Genomic DNA, 15695 nt, shown 5'->3' on the forward strand with positions numbered 1-15695 from the left:
GGGAAACCGGCCTTTTTTCAACTCTTGTGGGCTAGAATATTCACGAGCCGACCGTACGGGTCACGCGTGTAGAAGCGGCGCACGCCCCATTCCTCATCCGCCGGGCCATATTCAACGGGAAATCCCAACGCGATCGCGCGCTCCAGCACCGTATCGACATCATCGACCTCGATGGAAAGATCGGGCACCGGTGTGCCCGCCCCGCCCTCACTCATGATGCTCACCTGTACCCGTGCCTGCGCATCCGTGGCATAGGTGACGATCCAGCCGAAATCCATCGCCACATCAAGGCCAAGCAAGTCGCCGTAGAAGCGCTTTGCCGCCGCAGGATCGGCGGCTGCAATATTGGCAACGATGCGGCGGACGGCCATCAGTATTCGCCGAGCTTGATGTCCGGCGTGTAATCGACGCCGTCGACTTCCTTCACCACCGGCTGGCCGCAGTGCATGACGCCGGTTGCGGCGTTGAAAGCATAGGTCGGCGAACCATGGAGCAGCCAGCCCTTGTTGAGCGCCGCCGTGACGCGATGACAGAATGCGGAATCATCCGGACCTGTAATGAAACGATATAACTTCATGCTGTTACTTCCTCTGTTATAACTTTACGCCCGCTTTAGCGAGTACACGCTCGGCCATTTCGAGATGCAGACGTTCGACCATCTGCCCGTCGAGTGAGACGACGCCTTTCTCGGCATTTTCAGGCCGGGCAAAGACTTCAACGACAGCGCGGGCATGGGCCACCTCGTACTCGGTCGGTGAGAATGCGCGGTTAGCCGCTTCAATCTGGCCGGGATGAATCAGCGTCTTGCCATCGAACCCCATGGCGGCACCTTGCGCGCATTCCGCCTCGAAGCCAACGCTATCCCGAAAATCATTGTAAACACCGTCGAGAACGGTGATCCCGCCAGCGCGCGCTGCAAGAATGATCTGCATCAGCCATGGGACGAGATAGGGCCGCCCCGGTTGCGGACGCACGCCGGTTTCCCGCGCAATATCGTTCGGCCCGACGACGAAACAGGCAAGCCGCACCGCCGAACGATGTCCGAGAACCGCAATCTCGTCGGCATTGAGAATGCCACGCGCGGTTTCGATCATCGCCCAGACACCAAGTGCCGGATCGGCATCCTGACGATCAAGCCGGTTGGCCGCGTCGATTATGTCTTGCGGGCGTTCGACCTTGGGCAAAAGGATTGCATCTGCACCCATTTTCGCAGCCGCCGCGACATCATCCTTGCCCCACGGCGTTTCCGTCATATTGACCCGTACAATCCGCTCGAAACCAACCTTCGGATGGCTTGCGAAATGCGCGGCCAGCGCATCGCGTGCCGCGACCTTCGCCTCCGGCGCGACGGAATCCTCCAGATCATAGATCACGCAATCCGCTGACAGGGTCAGAGACTTTTCCAGAGCGCGAGCGTTGGCGGCAGGAACGAAAAGGACAGAACGACGGGGACGAACAATAGTTTTCATACCCCGATTTGTGCACCGAACCATCCTGCAGCGCAAGCGCCGAGAGCGCGAGCAGGCAGGCCCTTGAAATTCTGTATCGACGCGCCTATTTTCCAGCCTTCGGTTGGAATGCACCTGCCGTCCGCAGCCTTTGGCCATGGTAAAGCATTCCTGTTTCACGTTTTTGTTCCGGTGACGGCAGAAACGGCAATGCGGGCACCCGTTCATGAAAACGCCGCTCACAATCAGGAGCGAAAACAATGACCACAGCTATTATCGCTGGGACCAACAACGCTGACTTCAAGCATCAGGCCCGCCGTCTGCGGCAGGCTTTGAGCGAGGAAGGCATCAACATCAGCCACGGCAAGGCACTCGACCTTGTGGCGCGCCAGTCCGGCACACGCGACTGGAATACGCTGGCCGCCAATGACAGCAAGGTGGAGACCGCACCCGTCGAGGGCGATACCGCGCCTTACCGCGTCGGGCAGCGCATCACCGGCATGTTTCACACCACGCCGTTCGATGCCCGTATCATCGCCGTTGAGGAAACGATCAAGCCTGAACTGTGGCGCATCACGCTTCAGTTCGATCCGGCCATCGATGTGGCGGTTTCGCCGAACCTCTCAATGCGGCGCAGGCGTTATACGATCGTCGTTGGCACAGATGGCAAATCCCGCCGCCTGACCGGCAGCGAGACCGGTGGCGTCGCCCTCAATGTCTGATAATTGCGCAAACTGTATCAACGGCGCATGATCCGGAAAACTTGACGCGGTTTCCAGACAGGATTATGCGCATAACCCGACAGTCGAACTATCCGGCGCGCGGACAAGCGCGCCGGATATTTCGCGAAACGGGTCGGGAGTTGCGACCTATTGGGCAGTTTCGGCCTCAAACGTTGACTCTCGGTCAAGCTGATGTAAACCAGTTTGCAAATTGCAAATTCCCAACCGACAGGTTCAGGACATGGATAAGTTCACCAAGCTCACGGGCGTTGCCGCCCCCCTGCCGATCGTCAATATCGATACGGACATGATCATTCCGAAGGATTACCTGAAGACGATCAAGCGCACGGGTCTGAGCAAGGGTCTTTTCGCCGAAATGCGCTTCAACGAAGACGGCACGGAGAACCCGGATTTCGTTCTGAACAAGCCGGGCTATCGCAACGCACAGATTCTCGTTGCAGGCGACAATTTCGGCTGCGGCTCCTCGCGCGAACATGCGCCATGGGCCCTGCTCGATTTCGGCATCCGTTGTGTGATCTCGACCTCGTTTGCCGATATCTTCTACAATAACTGCTTCAAGAACGGCATTCTGCCGATCAAGGTCAGCCAGGAAGATCTGGACAAGCTGATGGACGACGCCTCGCGCGGCGCCAATGCGACGCTCACCGTCGATCTCGAAGCCAAGGAAATTCACGGTCCAGATGGCGGTTCGATTTCCTTTGATGTCGATGATTTCAAGCGCCACTGCCTGCTCAACGGTCTCGACGATATCGGCCTGACCATGGAAAAGGCTGGCAGCATCGACACATTCGAGGCCAAGCGCGCCGAATTGCGTCCCTGGGCATAATGTCGGTATGCACTATATATACTCGGCCAGAATGCTCGGTCGCAGGTTTGGTGGCCTGCACAAGTGAATAGGACACGATTGGCTGGAATGGCCCGAGAAGATCAAAGCGGTGACTGGGCGGGACGTCTCTCGCCCTCGCTGGACGAAATCGAATCCATCGCGATTGAAGCTCTTGCGCATCTGCCGCAGGAGTTTCGTGCGTTGTGCGGCGACATCATTATTCAGATCGCCGATTTCCCTGACGATCAGATCATCGAGGATATGGGGCTGGAAACGCCTTTTGATCTGCTCGGCCTTTTCGAAGGTCGTGGCATCGGTGAACGTTTCAGCCTGCAGACCGGCGAAGGCCCCAACCGCATCACGCTCTACCGCCGTGCGATCCTTGACTATTGGTCCGAACATGAAGAAACGCTGGGCGATATCATCACCCATGTTCTGATCCACGAGATCGGCCATCATTTTGGCTTGTCCGATGACGATATGGAAAATATCGAGGCGCAGGCAGAGTAAAGCCGCACAGCCGAGATGGCTGTCTGAATTTGTCGTTTTCGACGAAACCATCGGCAGTTCTGGCAGTTCTTCCTCGGATTCTGGCACAATCGCATACAGATATTGCATGGAGAGAATGCTATGGATTCTCTTGATGCAACTAATGGTCTGATTCCGACATTTGCATCCTTGGGATATGAGCGCCGAGCAAATGTCGAAATCAAAAAGACCACTAGTAACCTTATGAATCTAGTGGATTTTTCGAGTTTGATGTTTGAAACGAGATCTATATTGGACGGGTATCAAACGTCAAATTCAATCCACTAGAGTAGCGATATGAGCATTTCCCCCGCCATCTACCAGCTCCTCCTCGTATATGTGACTTACATCATTGCAGCTGGCAGCCCTGGTCCGAGTACGATGCGGATCATGGGCGTAGCCATGGACCAGGGCCGCAAATCAGGGCTTGTCTTTGCTGCCGGTGTCGTTACAGGCTCCATTTTTTTGGGGCGTGATGGCTGCGACTGGCGTCTCGGCCATCCTCACACGATTTGCCGAAGCTCTGTTCATCCTGAAAATCTTCGGCGGACTTTATCTGCTTTATCTTGCCTTCAAGGCCGGACGCGCGGCCATGACATCAGACAAAGCATTGGCTATGCGAGCTTCCAGCAGCAAAGCAATTCTGTCCCATGGCGAGCTTTATCGCCGTGGACTTCTGATGCATCTGTCAAACCCGAAGTCCATCCTGTCCTGGATCGCATTGGTTACGCTGGGACTCGGCACCAACTCTTCATGGCCACATCTGGCGGCGTTTCTGGGTGGCTGCATCGTGCTCAGCATCACCATTTTCTGCGGCTATGCCATCATATTTTCCACTATGCCAATGGTGCGCCTCTATCGTCGTGCGCGTCGCTGGATCGAAGGCGTCCTCGCGGCTGTCTTTGGCCTTGCCGGTATCCGCCTGCTTCTGTCGCGCTAACCTGATTGAGAAAGAGCACCATGAAACTCTTCAAAGGTCTTTCAGCCTTTCCGCTGACACCAAACGACACCGATGGCAAACTCATTGAGGATACGCTCTGCGTTTTTCTTGAGCGCATTCACGAGGCGGGAGCGGATTCTATCGGTCTTCTGGGAAGTACTGGCGGCTATGCCTTTGTCACGCGGGAACAGCGGTTGCATACGATCAATACCGCCGTCAGATTTATCGGCGGCAGAACACCGATCATCGTCGGCGTCGGCGTGTTGCGGACGGATGATGCGCAGACGCTGGCCCGGGACGCAGCAGATGCCGGTGCAGACGGGCTGTTGCTGGCGCCTGTTTCCTATACGCCGCTGACGCAAGACGAGGTTTTCCAGCACTTCAAGACCGTTGCCGAGACGACCGATCTTCCCCTTTGCATCTACAATAATCCCGGCACGACAAAGTTCATCTTCAACGACGAACTGATTGCACGGCTTGCCAGTGTGAAGAATATCAGCGCGATCAAGATGCCTCTGCCCGCAAATGGCGATTACGAAGGCGCAATGTCAAAGCTGCGTGCCGAAACTCCGCCAAGCTTCGCGATCGGCTATAGCGGCGACTGGGGGGCTGCGGATGCACTGCTGGCTGGTGCCGATGCCTGGTACAGCGTGGTTGCAGGACTTCTTCCCGACCCCGCTCTGGCGTTGACGCGCGCTGCGCAAAGCGGAAACAATACTGAGGCAGAACGCATAAATGCAGCTTTCACACCGCTTTGGGACCTGTTCAAAACCCACAGCAGTTTCCGCGTCATGTATGTCATTGCCGACCTTCTCGGTCTCGCGAAAATCGAGCCACCACGTCCGATCCTGCCGTTGGGAACCGAAGCATACGGGCAGGTTGAGGCTGCACTTGAGCACCTGAGGGAAATAGAGAGCTGACTTAAAGCGCCGCATCCTCACTCAAGAATTTGATCGCCATAAGCGCGGCACAACGACTGAGCAAGATGTCTCGTTCGACTGTAAGGTCCGCAGCAAAACGATCAGCAAGTCGACGATACGAGGCGTCTATAGTCGGATTTATAAGGTAGCGCTCCTCCATTTGCTCGCAAGTGGAACGAAGCTCACGAATATCAGGCATTATAGTCATCGTATGGCTTCCTACTAAAATTCGGAAGATATCATAAAACAAAGGCGCCCTCATCGGGCGCCTTTTGCATTTCTTTGTTAAGCGACGCTCAGACGAACATCGATATTGCCGCGTGTCGCATGCGAGTACGGGCAGACAATATGCGCAGCCTGAACCAGTTCTTCGGCCTTCGCCTTGTCCACGCCCGGAAGTGCCACTTGCAGCGCCACATCAAGCCCGAAGCCAGTGCCATCTTCACGCGGACCAATGCCGACCGTCGCAGTCACGGTGCTGTCTGCGGAAATGGCAACTTTCTCCTTGGCGGCAACGAATTTCAACGCGCCCAGGAAGCAGGCCGCATAGCCAGAAGCGAAAAGCTGCTCAGGATTGGTGCCTTCGCCGCCCGAACCGCCGAGTTCCTTCGGCGTATCGAGAACGACACTGAGCCGTCCGTCGGCAGTCTTGGCGCTGCCGGTGCGGCCGCCGGTTGCTGTGGATTGGGTTGTGTACAGAATTGGCATTTGGGCTTCTCCTTTGGTTTGTCTCCGCAGCCAAACTTGCAGATAGTTAAATTGTGCACAATCTAATTTTGCAAAACTTAACTTCACAATTATGTGATGCGCAATCCAATTGCGCATGATGTATGTATTTGCCAAGGAGTTATCACTATGAAGCGCGACGATCAGGATTCCAATCTCGGTCTTTCCAACATGGTCTGCTTTGCGATCTACTCGACCGCGAATGCGCTGACGCGCGCCTACCAGCCAATTCTGAGCAAGCTTGATCTGACCTATCCGCAGTTTCTGGTGATGATAGTGCTCTGGGAACAAGACGACCGGACGGTCTCTGAGATCGGCGCAAAGCTCAATCTGGATTCTGGAACCCTGACCCCGCTGCTGAAACGTCTTGAAGCCGCCGGACGCATTACGCGGCGACGCGACCCGCAGGACGAGCGACAGGTCCGCATCACATTGACTGAAGAAGGACAGGCACTGCGCAGGGAAGCCGAGAGCATTCCTGAACAGGTGTTCTGCGCGCTTGGTCAACCCATCGATGAGTTGCAGGATTTGCGCACAAGGTTGCTCGATATACGCGGCAATCTCGCGGAGAGCATTTCCCGCTAACAAAAAAGCGCCGGGTGACCGGCGCTTTTTAATATCAGTACTGAGTACTGTAGATCAGGCAGCAAGCGCCTTTGGCTTGATAAGGCCGCGCGCGACCAGCAATTCAGCGATCTGGATCGTGTTGAGAGCAGCGCCCTTGCGCAGATTGTCGGAAACAACCCACAGAGCCAGACCGTTCTCGACGGTGATGTCTTCGCGGATACGGCTGATATAAGTCGCATCTTCGCCAGCGGATTCGTAAGGCGTGATGTAGCCACCGTTCTCATGCTTGTCGACAACCTGGCAGCCTGGAGCTTCGCGCAGAATCTCGCGTGCTTCTTCCGGCGTGATCGGGTTTTCGAACTCGATATTGACCGCTTCGGAGTGACCAATGAAGACCGGAACGCGAACGGCCGTCGCCGTCAGCTTGATCTTCGGATCGAGCATCTTCTTGGTTTCGGCCACCATCTTCCATTCTTCCTTGGTGTAGCCGTCTTCCATGAAGACATCGATATGCGGGATCACGTTGAACGCGATGCGCTTGGTGAACTTCTTCGCAGAGACAGGGTCGGCGACGAAAACAGCGCGCGACTGTTCGAACAGCTCATCCATACCTTCCTTGCCTGCACCCGAAACCGACTGATAGGTCGAGACGACGACGCGCTTGATCTTGGCAACATCGTGCAAAGGCTTCAGAGCCACGACGAGCTGAGCCGTCGAGCAGTTCGGATTGGCAATGATGTTCTTCTTGCGGAAGCCTTCGACTGCATCCGGGTTCACTTCCGGCACGATCAGCGGCACTTCCGAGTCATAACGCCAGGCCGAGGAATTATCGATGACGACGCAGCCCTGCTTGCCGATCTTCGGCGACCATTCCTTGGAAATCTCGCCGCCAGCAGACATCAGGCAGATGTCCGTATCGGAGAAATCATACGTGTCGAGCGCCTTGACCTTCAGCGTCCGGTCGCCATAGGACACTTCCGTGCCCTGGCTGCGGCGCGATGCAAGCGCTACAACTTCGTCAGCCGGAAAGCCGCGTTCTTCGAGGATATTGAGCATTTCGCGCCCGACATTTCCGGTGGCGCCGACAACTGCAACCTTGAAACCCATTTTTCGTCTCCTGTCCCTCTCCGCTTCCAGATTCGGAACCCCGCAGGCCACGCGGGACTTCCGCCCCCGGGCCAGACCCGGGGAGAGGGCGAGCAGGCCAAGGGAATCAGACCGTTTTCGTGGTCGTTTTAGTAATGGCCGTGAGTGTTTTGGAAATCGAAGGCATGCGCGCTGCCCCGGCAAAAATGCCGGCAGTTCCAAGCGAAACTGACGCTACGTTGACGCGATCCACGCGGGTTCTCCTTCGTTCGCCACTGCTTTTACGCGGTTTAAAGATGGAGTCAATTCTCTACCTCTTCAAGAAGCGCATTTTTTAAGGCTCTCGCTCTCTACGACAGTATTTCAAGCTGGCAATTCTGTCTCATACTAAAGACTACTGCACGAATCCCCTTTTTCGGTTCATCATGCAAGTGTGAGGAGAGTGCCCGGACAGTTGAGAGGAACTGTTCCCGGCGCATCAGGCGAACTTCATTTACCCGGTGAAGAAAGATCGTCTTACATTTGCCCGTCAGGGGCTCTGTTTGGGAGGACAGATTAATGGCAGTCTCGTCAAGTGCCGACGTCGGCACGCAGAAAATGACGAGCGAAGAACGCAAGGTGATCTTTGCGTCGTCGCTTGGTACCGTCTTCGAATGGTACGACTTCTATCTTTACGGAACACTCGCAGCCTTCATCGGCGCGGCCTTCTTCAATGAATACCCGGAAGCAACCCGAAACATCTTCGTCCTGCTTGCTTTCGCGGCAGGCTTCCTCGTCCGTCCGTTCGGCGCTCTCGTCTTCGGACGCATCGGCGATCTCGTCGGTCGTAAATACACATTCCTTGTCACCATCGTCATCATGGGCGCATCCACGTTCCTCGTGGGTATCCTGCCCGGCTCGGCCACGCTCGGCATTTTCGCACCGATCATCCTGATCGCCCTGCGCATGCTGCAGGGTCTCGCACTCGGTGGTGAATATGGCGGCGCTGCAACCTATGTTGCGGAACATGCTCCGAACAACCGTCGCGGCTTCTTCACGTCATGGATCCAGACCACGGCGACACTCGGCCTGTTCCTGTCGCTGCTGGTCATTCTCGGCATTCAGGCCGTGATGAGCAAGGAAGCATTCGCGGCCTGGGGCTGGCGTATTCCATTCCTCGTCTCCATCGTCCTGCTCGGCATTTCCGTCTGGATCCGCATGCAGATGAGCGAGTCGCCCGCATTCAAGCGCATGAAGGAAGAAGGCAAGACCTCCAAGGCTCCGCTTTCCGAAGCATTCGGTCAGTGGAAGAACGCGAAGATCGCACTCATCGCCCTCTTCGGCCTTACCGCCGGTCAGGCCGTGGTGTGGTATTGCGGTCAGTTCTATGCGCTGTTCTTCCTCCAGAACGTTCTGAAGGTCGAAAACCAGTCGGCAAACATCATGGTTGCTATCGCGCTCCTGATCGGCACCGGCGGCTTCGTCTTCTTCGGCTGGCTGTCGGACAAGATCGGTCGCAAGCCGATCATCATGGCAGGCCTTCTGCTCGCTGCCCTGACCTACTTCCCGTTGTTCAAAGCACTAACCGGTGCTGCGAATCCGGCTCTGGCTCAGGCTGAACAGACCATCAAGGCAACTGTTACTGCAGCGCCTGGCGATTGTAACTTCCAGTTCAACGCCACCGGCACGTCGAAGTTCACCACGTCTTGCGATGTGGCGACGAGCTTCCTCGCCAAGAGTTCGGTGCCTTATGAAATCGTCCAGACGGCAGCAGCTGGCACCCCTGCAACCGTTACGATCGGTGACAGCACGATCACGTCCTACGACGCTGTTCAGGCTGGAGCAGATGCTGCAGCCAAGCAGTCGGCACTGTCTCACGACGTGAACCTCGCCCTGCAGAAAGCCGGTTTCCCGCTCGTTCGCGATGCTGCGAAAGTGCCGGACAGCAAGCTTGATGCATTCGTCGCCGCCAATCCGGAACTTCAGCTGAATGCCGAAGCAATCCGTGGTGGAGACAAGGCCATGGTTCCGGCTGCCGATCTGGTAAAGCAGAAGCTTCTGACCCAGACCGAAGCTGACGGCCTTGGCGTCAGCACCGATCAGGCCGTCTACACCATCCCGAATGCCGGTGCATTCAAGATGGTTGCCGACCCTGCACAGGTGAACTGGTTCCTGACAATCGCCATCCTGACTATCCTCGTCATCTATGTGACGATGGTGTACGGCCCGATTGCCGCGATCCTTGTCGAGATGTTCCCGACCCGCATTCGCTATACCGGCATGTCGCTGCCATATCACATCGGCAATGGCTGGTTCGGCGGTCTGCTTCCGGCTGGCGTGTTCGCACTGAGCGCTGCCAAGGGGGACATCTATTACGGCCTCTGGTACCCGATCATCATCGCTTCTATCACCTTCGTAATCGGCATGATCTTCGTCAAGGAAACCAAGGGCGTCGACCTGCATAAACTCGACTAATCATCGCAGCTGCACAAAGCAAAACGCCGCCCATCGGGCGGCGTTTTCATGTTTCTCCGAGTTTCATCGGCGATATTGCGCTTCAATCTCGATCAGCTTCTGCTTGCGCCACAGACCGCCGCCATAGCCGGTCAGTGACCCGTCCGCGCCGATCACACGATGACATGGAATGATGATGGCAATCTGGTTCGCCCCATTGGCCCGCGCGACCGCACGCACGGCAAGCGGCTTTTCCATGGCCTGCGCCAGTTCACTGTAACTGCGCGTTTCCCCTGCCCCGATATTCTGAAGCGCGCGCCAGACACCTTGCGTAAATGCGCTGCCATGCAGCACCAGCGGTAAATCGAACCTCGGAGAATTGCCGTCAAAGAAGGCATTCAACTGCTGCTCGACGTGATCATGCGTATCGAAACGACCGATCCCCAGATCACCGCGACAGGTAGCATAAAGCTTCTTCAGTTCCGCAGATAGCGCCTTGCGATCAGCGAATTCGAGAAGATGCAGGCTTCGTGCATCGCAGATCGCAATCATCGTGCCAAGTGGCGTCTTGATCCAGTCGGCGCGCAACAAGCCATCACCCCGCAATTTGCCGGGTGGAAGCCCCAGAATACGTGCAAAGGCACTACGAAAAGCTTCGGGAGATTCAAAACCCGCATCAATCTGGGCATCAATCACGCGCCCACCATCGGCAAGCGCCTGAAACCCATGTCGCAGGCGTTCCTGCCGCGCCATTTCCAGAAATGTCATTCCGAAATGACGGCGGAAACTGCGACGGACGGTCGAGACATCAAGCCCCATCCGGGCAACATCCTCTTCGCTCCAGCGTCGTTCCGGATCGGCCTCAAGCGCGTCGAGAAGCTTCTTGACGGAAGGCTCCGCCTCCGCAGCGGGCTGTAGCGGATGGCATCTTTTGCAAGGCCGGAAACCGTCGGCCATGCATTCGGCAACCGATGCGAAGAAGCGGCAGTTTTCCTGTTTCGGTTTCCGCGCCGGACAAGTCAGGCGGCAGAAAATTCCGGTTGAGACAACACCGACATAGGCCCTGCCCTCATAAGCGGCATCGCGGGCGACAAGTGCATCGTAGAGTTTGTTTTGATCTGGGAGCGTGAACAACATGCCGCTATTCTTATGCAGCACAGCATGAATTTACAGCCTCAAATCGGGCACTTATTCAAAAAAGAAAAGCCCGCCATGCGAAGTGCATGGCGGGCTTTCAGCAAGCGGTCTTGTCACGCTTATTGAGCGGAAAGCTTCGAAAACTTGTCGAGGATGGCATCGCCCATTTCGACGGTGCCAATCTTGGTCTTGCCTTCCGACCAGATGTCGGCAGTGCGCAGACCATCATCCAGAACCTGTGCGATCGCCGCTTCCAGGCGATCCGCTTCTTCAACGAGGTTGAACGAATAACGCAGGCACATGGCAAGCGAAGCAATCATTGCAATCGGATTGGCAACGCCCTTGCCAGCGATGTCCGGCGCGGAACCGTGTACCGGCTCATAAAGCGCCTTGCGCTTGCCGGTTTTGGAATCAACCGCACCAAGCGAAGCCGACGGCAGCATTCCAAGCGAACCGGTCAGCATTGCGGCAACGTCAGACAGCATGTCGCCGAAAAGATTGTCTGTCACAATAACGTCGAACTGCTTCGGCCAACGCACAAGCTGCATGCCGCCAGCGTCAGCCAGCATATGCTCCAGTTCAACGTCGGCGTGCTTGTCCTTGTGACGCGCGGTAACAACCTGATTCCACAGGACGCCCGACTTCATCACATTGCGCTTTTCCATCGACGTAACCTTGTTGCGGCGCGTGCGCGCCAGCTCGAAGGCGACATCGGCGATGCGCTCAATTTCGTAGGTGTCATAGACCTGCGTATCGATACCGCGCTTCTGGCCATTGCCGAGGTCGATGATTTCCTTCGGTTCACCGAAGTAAACGCCGCCGGTCAGCTCACGCAGGATAAGGATGTCGAGACCCTCGATCACTTCCGGCTTCAGCGACGAAGAATGAGCCAGCGCCGGGTAGCAGATGGCCGGACGCAGATTTGCATAAAGCTGCATGTCCTTGCGCAGACGCAGAAGACCGGCTTCCGGGCGGACTTCATAAGGCACGCTATCCCACTTCGGACCGCCGACAGCGCCGAACAGCGTGGCATCGGCAGCCAGCGCCTTCTCCATATCCGCATCCGAAATCGCCTGACCGTGCGCGTCGTAAGCGCAGCCGCCAACCAGACCTTCTTCGGTTTCAAAGCCGAGATTGAGGCCCGAGTTGAGGAAAGCGATGATCTTGCGGACTTCCGCCATCGCCTCTGGGCCGATGCCGTCGCCGGGCAGGAGAAGGAGTTTTCTGGATGCCATAATGCCAAGCCTCTGTTTTGTTTCGCATATTCGGGAGAATGGGGACCCGTTTCGCCGAGAATATTGCGTTCAAATTCACGACAGTAACGAATGGCATGACGCCGTCCGAAACCATCTTTATCTAGTTCCGCGAGGGTTATAGAGCCCTGTTGTCCGACAAGCAATAATGCGCATGGCTGAAACTTATGAAAAAGATAGAGGCTTATACAGAAATTATATAACAGCCGATAAAGCAGACACAGTTCGACGTTTCAGAGTTCCCGCAATCTGCAAATCGGCCTGCGGTCACTCCGTCAAACTGCGCGCTTCGGATGGCAGCATGATCGGGATTCCGCCCCGGACCGGATAGGCAAGCTTTGCCTTGCGCGAGATCAACTCGCCATGTTCCGCATCATATTCCAACGGCCCTTTGGTAAGCGGGCATACGAGAAGTTCCAGCAGACGTACGTCGATATTGCCGGTTTGCGTCTTGTCGTCCATTGTCTTATTCCCGAAGTTTATTGCAGCCGCGATCCGAAATCGTCGTCCTTTACTCTGGCCAATACCATTTCGGTAATGGCAATCAAAGTTGCTGCACGCGTCTTCAAATCGGGCGCTTCCAGAAGGGCCTGTTTTTCTGCAGGGCCAAAAGGCGACATGATGGAGAGCGCATTGACGAGGGTTTCATTGTTTGCCCGTGCAATACTGTCCCAGTCGGCTTCCAGATTGTGCGCTTCAAGATAATCGCGGAAAGCACCCAGCAAAGCATCCCGGTCGATTTCCGACGAATCCCGCGCCTCCTCCAGATCGGCCAGAAACGGCATGATCCGGCATTGCCGGTAAGGCTGACGGCAATGCATTTCTTCACGCACGCGAAATCGGCAGATACCCTGCAGGGTAATCAGCAGGCGACCGTCGCCCGTTTCGGCAAAGGTCGTGATACGGCCAAGACAGCCGACATTACTCAATTGCGGACGGAGGCTTTCATCAAGCTCATCGATCATTTCGTCATCGTCGCCATCGATTTTCGGCTGGATCATGCCGATGATGCGCTTGCCCGCCAAGGCATTTTCGATCATCGCCAGATAGCGCGGTTCGAAAATATTGAGCGGAAGCTGGCCACCGGGCAGAAGCAGCGCCCCCTTCAACGGGAAAACCGGCACCGTCTCGGGTATATCGGCGCCCGTTCTGTAACGGGCATTGCCCACCTGCATTACAACCTCCTCAAAAGCATATCGCTTTTTATCGTACTCTTACGACACGCTTTAAGCTTTTGTTTTCATGCATGTCTTTACCCCAAAACCGGTTCCCACTTTTGGGAGACATGCATTAGGGCTCACGAAACATGCGCCCTAACAGTTGGAATCCGCATGGCGCACAAAACATAATTTGCCCGCCATGCTCCCGACCGCTCGCGATCAGGAGAACAGAAGCGACGACAGCTTGCGCCGCGCGCCGAGCGTCGCCGGATCGGCATTGCCCCATGCCTCGAAAAACTGGAGCAGCTGCTTGCGTGCGCCGTCTTCATTCCATTCGCGGTCGGACTTCATGATGAAAAGCAGCTCACTAGCCGCATCTTCACGCCGCCCCTGTGCATTACGCACCTGCGCAAGATCAAACCGGGCCTGATAATCCTTCGGATCAGCCTGAATTCGCTTCTCAAGCGCAATCGGATCACCGATGAGCTTGACCTGATCAGCCAGCGCAAGGCGCGCTTCCAGCGCTCGAACGGCAGGCGCATTCTGTTTGTCAGCCGGAAGCTGGGCCAGAATTTCCCGCGCCTTTTCCGCATCGCCGGATTCCAGAAGGCAGGTCGCAAGACCGACAATCGCATCGACATTATCTGGAACGGCATGAAGGATGGACGAGAAAATCTCCGACGCCTGAACGAAATCACCGGCTTCGATCAGCTCATTCGCGGCCGTGATGGCTTCGGCAAGCGCCGCTTCCGCGTCGCTCGGCCCACCGATTTTGGCGATGAATTCCTTCACCTTCGATTCAGGGACGGCCCCCATGAAACCATCGACCGGCTGGCCATTGACGAAAGCGATGACCGCCGGAATGGACTGAATACCAAGCTGACCGGCAATGGCCGGATGATCGTCGATATTCATCTTGACCAGTTTGACGGCACCACCAGCGTCCCGCACGGCCTTTTCAATGATCGGTGTCAGCTGCTTGCAAGGTCCGCACCATGGCGCCCAGAAATCCACCAGCACGGGCTGATTGCGGGATTCGGTAATTACATCCGCCTGGAAACCTGCCGTCGTCGTGTCCTTGACGAGATCAGTTCCTCCGGCAGCGGCTGGTGCCGAACCGAAAGAAACATTTGCCGTCATCTGGCCACCTGCACCGGCATAAGGATTGTTCTGGCTGGTCATAAGAAATTCCTTCGTATTTTCCGACCGATGCGACGGTCCGCATACAAGCCGGTGTCGTTCTTTCAGTTCGTATCTTCAAAAGCCAATTTCAAGACGGTCGATTCAGCAAGTTGCGCTGTAACTTAGCGCTCCCGCCTCTCACTTCAATTGCCAATTGCCGTGTGCAAGAAAGCCGCCCGTTTTGAAAATCAGTTTATACCGAAGTGTCCGCTTTCGCACCTTCGGAAACGGCGAGAATGCGCGGTTCATGTCCGGTGGAAGTGAGGAAAGCGACGAGGTCTTCGCGCTTGATGGAAGTCGTGGCTTCGTTGGTCAGCGGATGGCCGTTGATGACGTCATATTTCATCAGATCAGCATCAAGAATGACCTGCACATTATGTGCTGTATCGTTGACCGCGCCAAACACCGTAACTGCACCCGGAATCACACCCAGGTATTCCAGCAGCTTTTCCGGCTTGCCGAACGAAACGCGGCTTGCCGCACCAATCAGCTGATGGATCGACTTCAGATCGACCACCGCGTCCTCCTCGACTGTCACGAGAAAGAAATTGTCTTTCTTGTCCTTCAGGAAGAGATTTTTCGTATGGCCGCCCGGGATTTCACCACGCAGGCTTTGGGAATCCGCGACCGTGAACAAGGGAGGATGTTCGACAGTTTTCACTTCGATACCGAGTTTCTGAAGATAATCGTGAAGTTCGCTCGGCGACAAAGGCATGATTCCACCCCATTCTGTTCGGCATTGAATA

Annotated in this window: 17 protein-coding genes and 1 pseudogene; 7 read left to right on the plus strand and 11 right to left on the minus strand. The window is 56.0% G+C overall.

Annotated features, from left to right (window positions below; all coding sequences use genetic code 11):
- Positions 1–17: 17 nt before the first annotated feature.
- The 3 genes from FG152_RS15100 to FG152_RS15110 are packed head-to-tail and all read right to left on the minus strand — an operon-like array spanning position 18 to position 1469.
- On the minus strand, positions 18–371 hold the full coding sequence (locus FG152_RS15100) for a VOC family protein (protein ID WP_010658499.1): 354 nt from the start codon (positions 369–371) through the stop codon (positions 18–20).
- Entirely contained in the window at positions 371–577 is a 207-nt protein-coding gene (locus FG152_RS15105) for a DUF1737 domain-containing protein (RefSeq protein WP_010658498.1), read from the minus strand. The genes FG152_RS15100 and FG152_RS15105 overlap by 1 nt, the downstream gene beginning before the upstream one ends.
- A 16-nt stretch (positions 578–593) precedes the next feature.
- Positions 594–1469 carry an HpcH/HpaI aldolase/citrate lyase family protein gene (locus FG152_RS15110; RefSeq protein WP_010658497.1) on the minus strand — a complete coding sequence of 292 codons (876 nt, stop codon included), beginning with the start codon at positions 1467–1469 and terminating at the stop codon, positions 594–596.
- A gap of 239 nt (positions 1470–1708) precedes the next feature.
- Here FG152_RS15110 and FG152_RS15115 point away from each other — a divergent pair, with 239 nt between their 5' ends.
- The 5 genes and pseudogenes from FG152_RS15115 to FG152_RS15135 all read left to right on the plus strand — a co-directional run bounded on the left by FG152_RS15115 (position 1709) and on the right by FG152_RS15135 (position 5405).
- Positions 1709–2170: a glyoxalase superfamily protein gene (locus FG152_RS15115; protein ID WP_010658496.1), complete on the plus strand. Its 462-nt coding sequence runs from the start codon at positions 1709–1711 to the stop codon at positions 2168–2170.
- A gap of 241 nt (positions 2171–2411) precedes the next feature.
- Entirely contained in the window at positions 2412–3017 is a 606-nt protein-coding gene (gene leuD / locus FG152_RS15120) for a 3-isopropylmalate dehydratase small subunit (RefSeq protein WP_010658495.1), read from the plus strand.
- A gap of 87 nt (positions 3018–3104) precedes the next feature.
- Positions 3105–3527, plus strand: a complete 423-nt coding sequence (locus FG152_RS15125; protein ID WP_012092734.1) for a metallopeptidase family protein — start codon at positions 3105–3107, stop codon at positions 3525–3527.
- Between the two features lie 315 nt (positions 3528–3842).
- Positions 3843–4485, plus strand: a pseudogene (locus tag FG152_RS15130) (LysE family translocator).
- 20 nt (positions 4486–4505) lie between these two features.
- Complete coding sequence (locus FG152_RS15135) at positions 4506–5405, plus strand: dihydrodipicolinate synthase family protein (protein ID WP_010658492.1); 900 nt, start codon at positions 4506–4508, stop codon at positions 5403–5405.
- Positions 5406–5690: 285 nt separating this feature from the next.
- On the opposite strand, the gene FG152_RS15140 is transcribed toward FG152_RS15135, so the two are convergent.
- Positions 5691–6113 carry an organic hydroperoxide resistance protein gene (locus FG152_RS15140; protein ID WP_010658490.1) on the minus strand — a complete coding sequence of 141 codons (423 nt, stop codon included), beginning with the start codon at positions 6111–6113 and terminating at the stop codon, positions 5691–5693.
- Between the two features lie 147 nt (positions 6114–6260).
- Between FG152_RS15140 and ohrR the strand changes: the two genes are divergently transcribed.
- Positions 6261–6716 carry a transcriptional regulator OhrR gene (gene ohrR, locus FG152_RS15145; protein ID WP_010658489.1) on the plus strand — a complete coding sequence of 152 codons (456 nt, stop codon included), beginning with the start codon at positions 6261–6263 and terminating at the stop codon, positions 6714–6716.
- Between the two features lie 54 nt (positions 6717–6770).
- On the opposite strand, the gene FG152_RS15150 is transcribed toward ohrR, so the two are convergent.
- Positions 6771–7805 (minus strand): aspartate-semialdehyde dehydrogenase, encoded by a 1035-nt coding sequence (locus FG152_RS15150; protein ID WP_010658488.1) that lies wholly within the window; start codon positions 7803–7805, stop codon positions 6771–6773.
- A gap of 537 nt (positions 7806–8342) precedes the next feature.
- On the opposite strand from FG152_RS15150, the gene FG152_RS15155 reads away from it, so the two are divergent.
- Positions 8343–10238 (plus strand): MFS transporter, encoded by a 1896-nt coding sequence (locus FG152_RS15155; RefSeq protein ID WP_010658486.1) that lies wholly within the window; start codon positions 8343–8345, stop codon positions 10236–10238.
- A 63-nt stretch (positions 10239–10301) separates the two neighbouring features.
- Here FG152_RS15155 and FG152_RS15160 read toward each other — a convergent pair whose 3' ends face one another.
- The 6 genes from FG152_RS15160 to FG152_RS15185 all read right to left on the minus strand — a co-directional run bounded on the left by FG152_RS15160 (position 10302) and on the right by FG152_RS15185 (position 15664).
- Positions 10302–11354: a bifunctional transcriptional activator/DNA repair enzyme AdaA gene (locus tag FG152_RS15160; protein ID WP_010658485.1), complete on the minus strand. Its 1053-nt coding sequence runs from the start codon at positions 11352–11354 to the stop codon at positions 10302–10304.
- 119 nt (positions 11355–11473) lie between these two features.
- On the minus strand, positions 11474–12589 hold the full coding sequence (leuB, locus tag FG152_RS15165; RefSeq protein WP_010658484.1) for a 3-isopropylmalate dehydrogenase: 1116 nt from the start codon (positions 12587–12589) through the stop codon (positions 11474–11476).
- A 285-nt stretch (positions 12590–12874) separates the two neighbouring features.
- On the minus strand, positions 12875–13069 hold the full coding sequence (locus FG152_RS15170) for a Trm112 family protein (RefSeq protein ID WP_010658483.1): 195 nt from the start codon (positions 13067–13069) through the stop codon (positions 12875–12877).
- A gap of 17 nt (positions 13070–13086) precedes the next feature.
- Complete coding sequence (locus tag FG152_RS15175) at positions 13087–13782, minus strand: LON peptidase substrate-binding domain-containing protein (RefSeq protein WP_010658482.1); 696 nt, start codon at positions 13780–13782, stop codon at positions 13087–13089.
- A gap of 204 nt (positions 13783–13986) precedes the next feature.
- Positions 13987–14949: a thioredoxin gene (gene trxA / locus FG152_RS15180; protein WP_010658481.1), complete on the minus strand. Its 963-nt coding sequence runs from the start codon at positions 14947–14949 to the stop codon at positions 13987–13989.
- Between the two features lie 193 nt (positions 14950–15142).
- Positions 15143–15664 (minus strand): prolyl-tRNA synthetase associated domain-containing protein, encoded by a 522-nt coding sequence (locus FG152_RS15185; RefSeq protein WP_010658480.1) that lies wholly within the window; start codon positions 15662–15664, stop codon positions 15143–15145.
- Positions 15665–15695: the final 31 nt, after the last annotated feature.

Origin of the sequence: Ochrobactrum sp. XJ1 (assembly GCF_024701725.1) — a bacterium.
GTDB classification, from domain to species: domain Bacteria; phylum Pseudomonadota; class Alphaproteobacteria; order Rhizobiales; family Rhizobiaceae; genus Brucella; species Brucella anthropi.

Excerpts from the sequence above, each read along its gene's own strand:
- FG152_RS15100 (WP_010658499.1), bottom strand. The coding sequence starts at position 371 with ATGGCCGTCCGCCGCATCGTTGCCAATATTGCAGCCGCCGATCCTGCG.
- FG152_RS15105 (WP_010658498.1), bottom strand. The coding sequence starts at position 577 with ATGAAGTTATATCGTTTCATTACAGGTCCGGATGATTCCGCATTCTGT.
- FG152_RS15110 (WP_010658497.1), bottom strand. The coding sequence starts at position 1,469 with ATGAAAACTATTGTTCGTCCCCGTCGTTCTGTCCTTTTCGTTCCTGCC.
- FG152_RS15115 (WP_010658496.1), top strand. The coding sequence starts at position 1,709 with ATGACCACAGCTATTATCGCTGGGACCAACAACGCTGACTTCAAGCAT.
- leuD (WP_010658495.1), top strand. The coding sequence starts at position 2,412 with ATGGATAAGTTCACCAAGCTCACGGGCGTTGCCGCCCCCCTGCCGATC.
- FG152_RS15125 (WP_012092734.1), top strand. The coding sequence starts at position 3,105 with ATGGCCCGAGAAGATCAAAGCGGTGACTGGGCGGGACGTCTCTCGCCC.
- FG152_RS15135 (WP_010658492.1), top strand. The coding sequence starts at position 4,506 with ATGAAACTCTTCAAAGGTCTTTCAGCCTTTCCGCTGACACCAAACGAC.
- FG152_RS15140 (WP_010658490.1), bottom strand. The coding sequence starts at position 6,113 with ATGCCAATTCTGTACACAACCCAATCCACAGCAACCGGCGGCCGCACC.
- ohrR (WP_010658489.1), top strand. The coding sequence starts at position 6,261 with ATGAAGCGCGACGATCAGGATTCCAATCTCGGTCTTTCCAACATGGTC.
- FG152_RS15150 (WP_010658488.1), bottom strand. The coding sequence starts at position 7,805 with ATGGGTTTCAAGGTTGCAGTTGTCGGCGCCACCGGAAATGTCGGGCGC.
- FG152_RS15155 (WP_010658486.1), top strand. The coding sequence starts at position 8,343 with ATGGCAGTCTCGTCAAGTGCCGACGTCGGCACGCAGAAAATGACGAGC.
- FG152_RS15160 (WP_010658485.1), bottom strand. The coding sequence starts at position 11,354 with ATGTTGTTCACGCTCCCAGATCAAAACAAACTCTACGATGCACTTGTC.
- leuB (WP_010658484.1), bottom strand. The coding sequence starts at position 12,589 with ATGGCATCCAGAAAACTCCTTCTCCTGCCCGGCGACGGCATCGGCCCA.
- FG152_RS15170 (WP_010658483.1), bottom strand. The coding sequence starts at position 13,069 with ATGGACGACAAGACGCAAACCGGCAATATCGACGTACGTCTGCTGGAA.
- FG152_RS15175 (WP_010658482.1), bottom strand. The coding sequence starts at position 13,782 with ATGCAGGTGGGCAATGCCCGTTACAGAACGGGCGCCGATATACCCGAG.
- trxA (WP_010658481.1), bottom strand. The coding sequence starts at position 14,949 with ATGACCAGCCAGAACAATCCTTATGCCGGTGCAGGTGGCCAGATGACG.
- FG152_RS15185 (WP_010658480.1), bottom strand. The coding sequence starts at position 15,664 with ATGCCTTTGTCGCCGAGCGAACTTCACGATTATCTTCAGAAACTCGGT.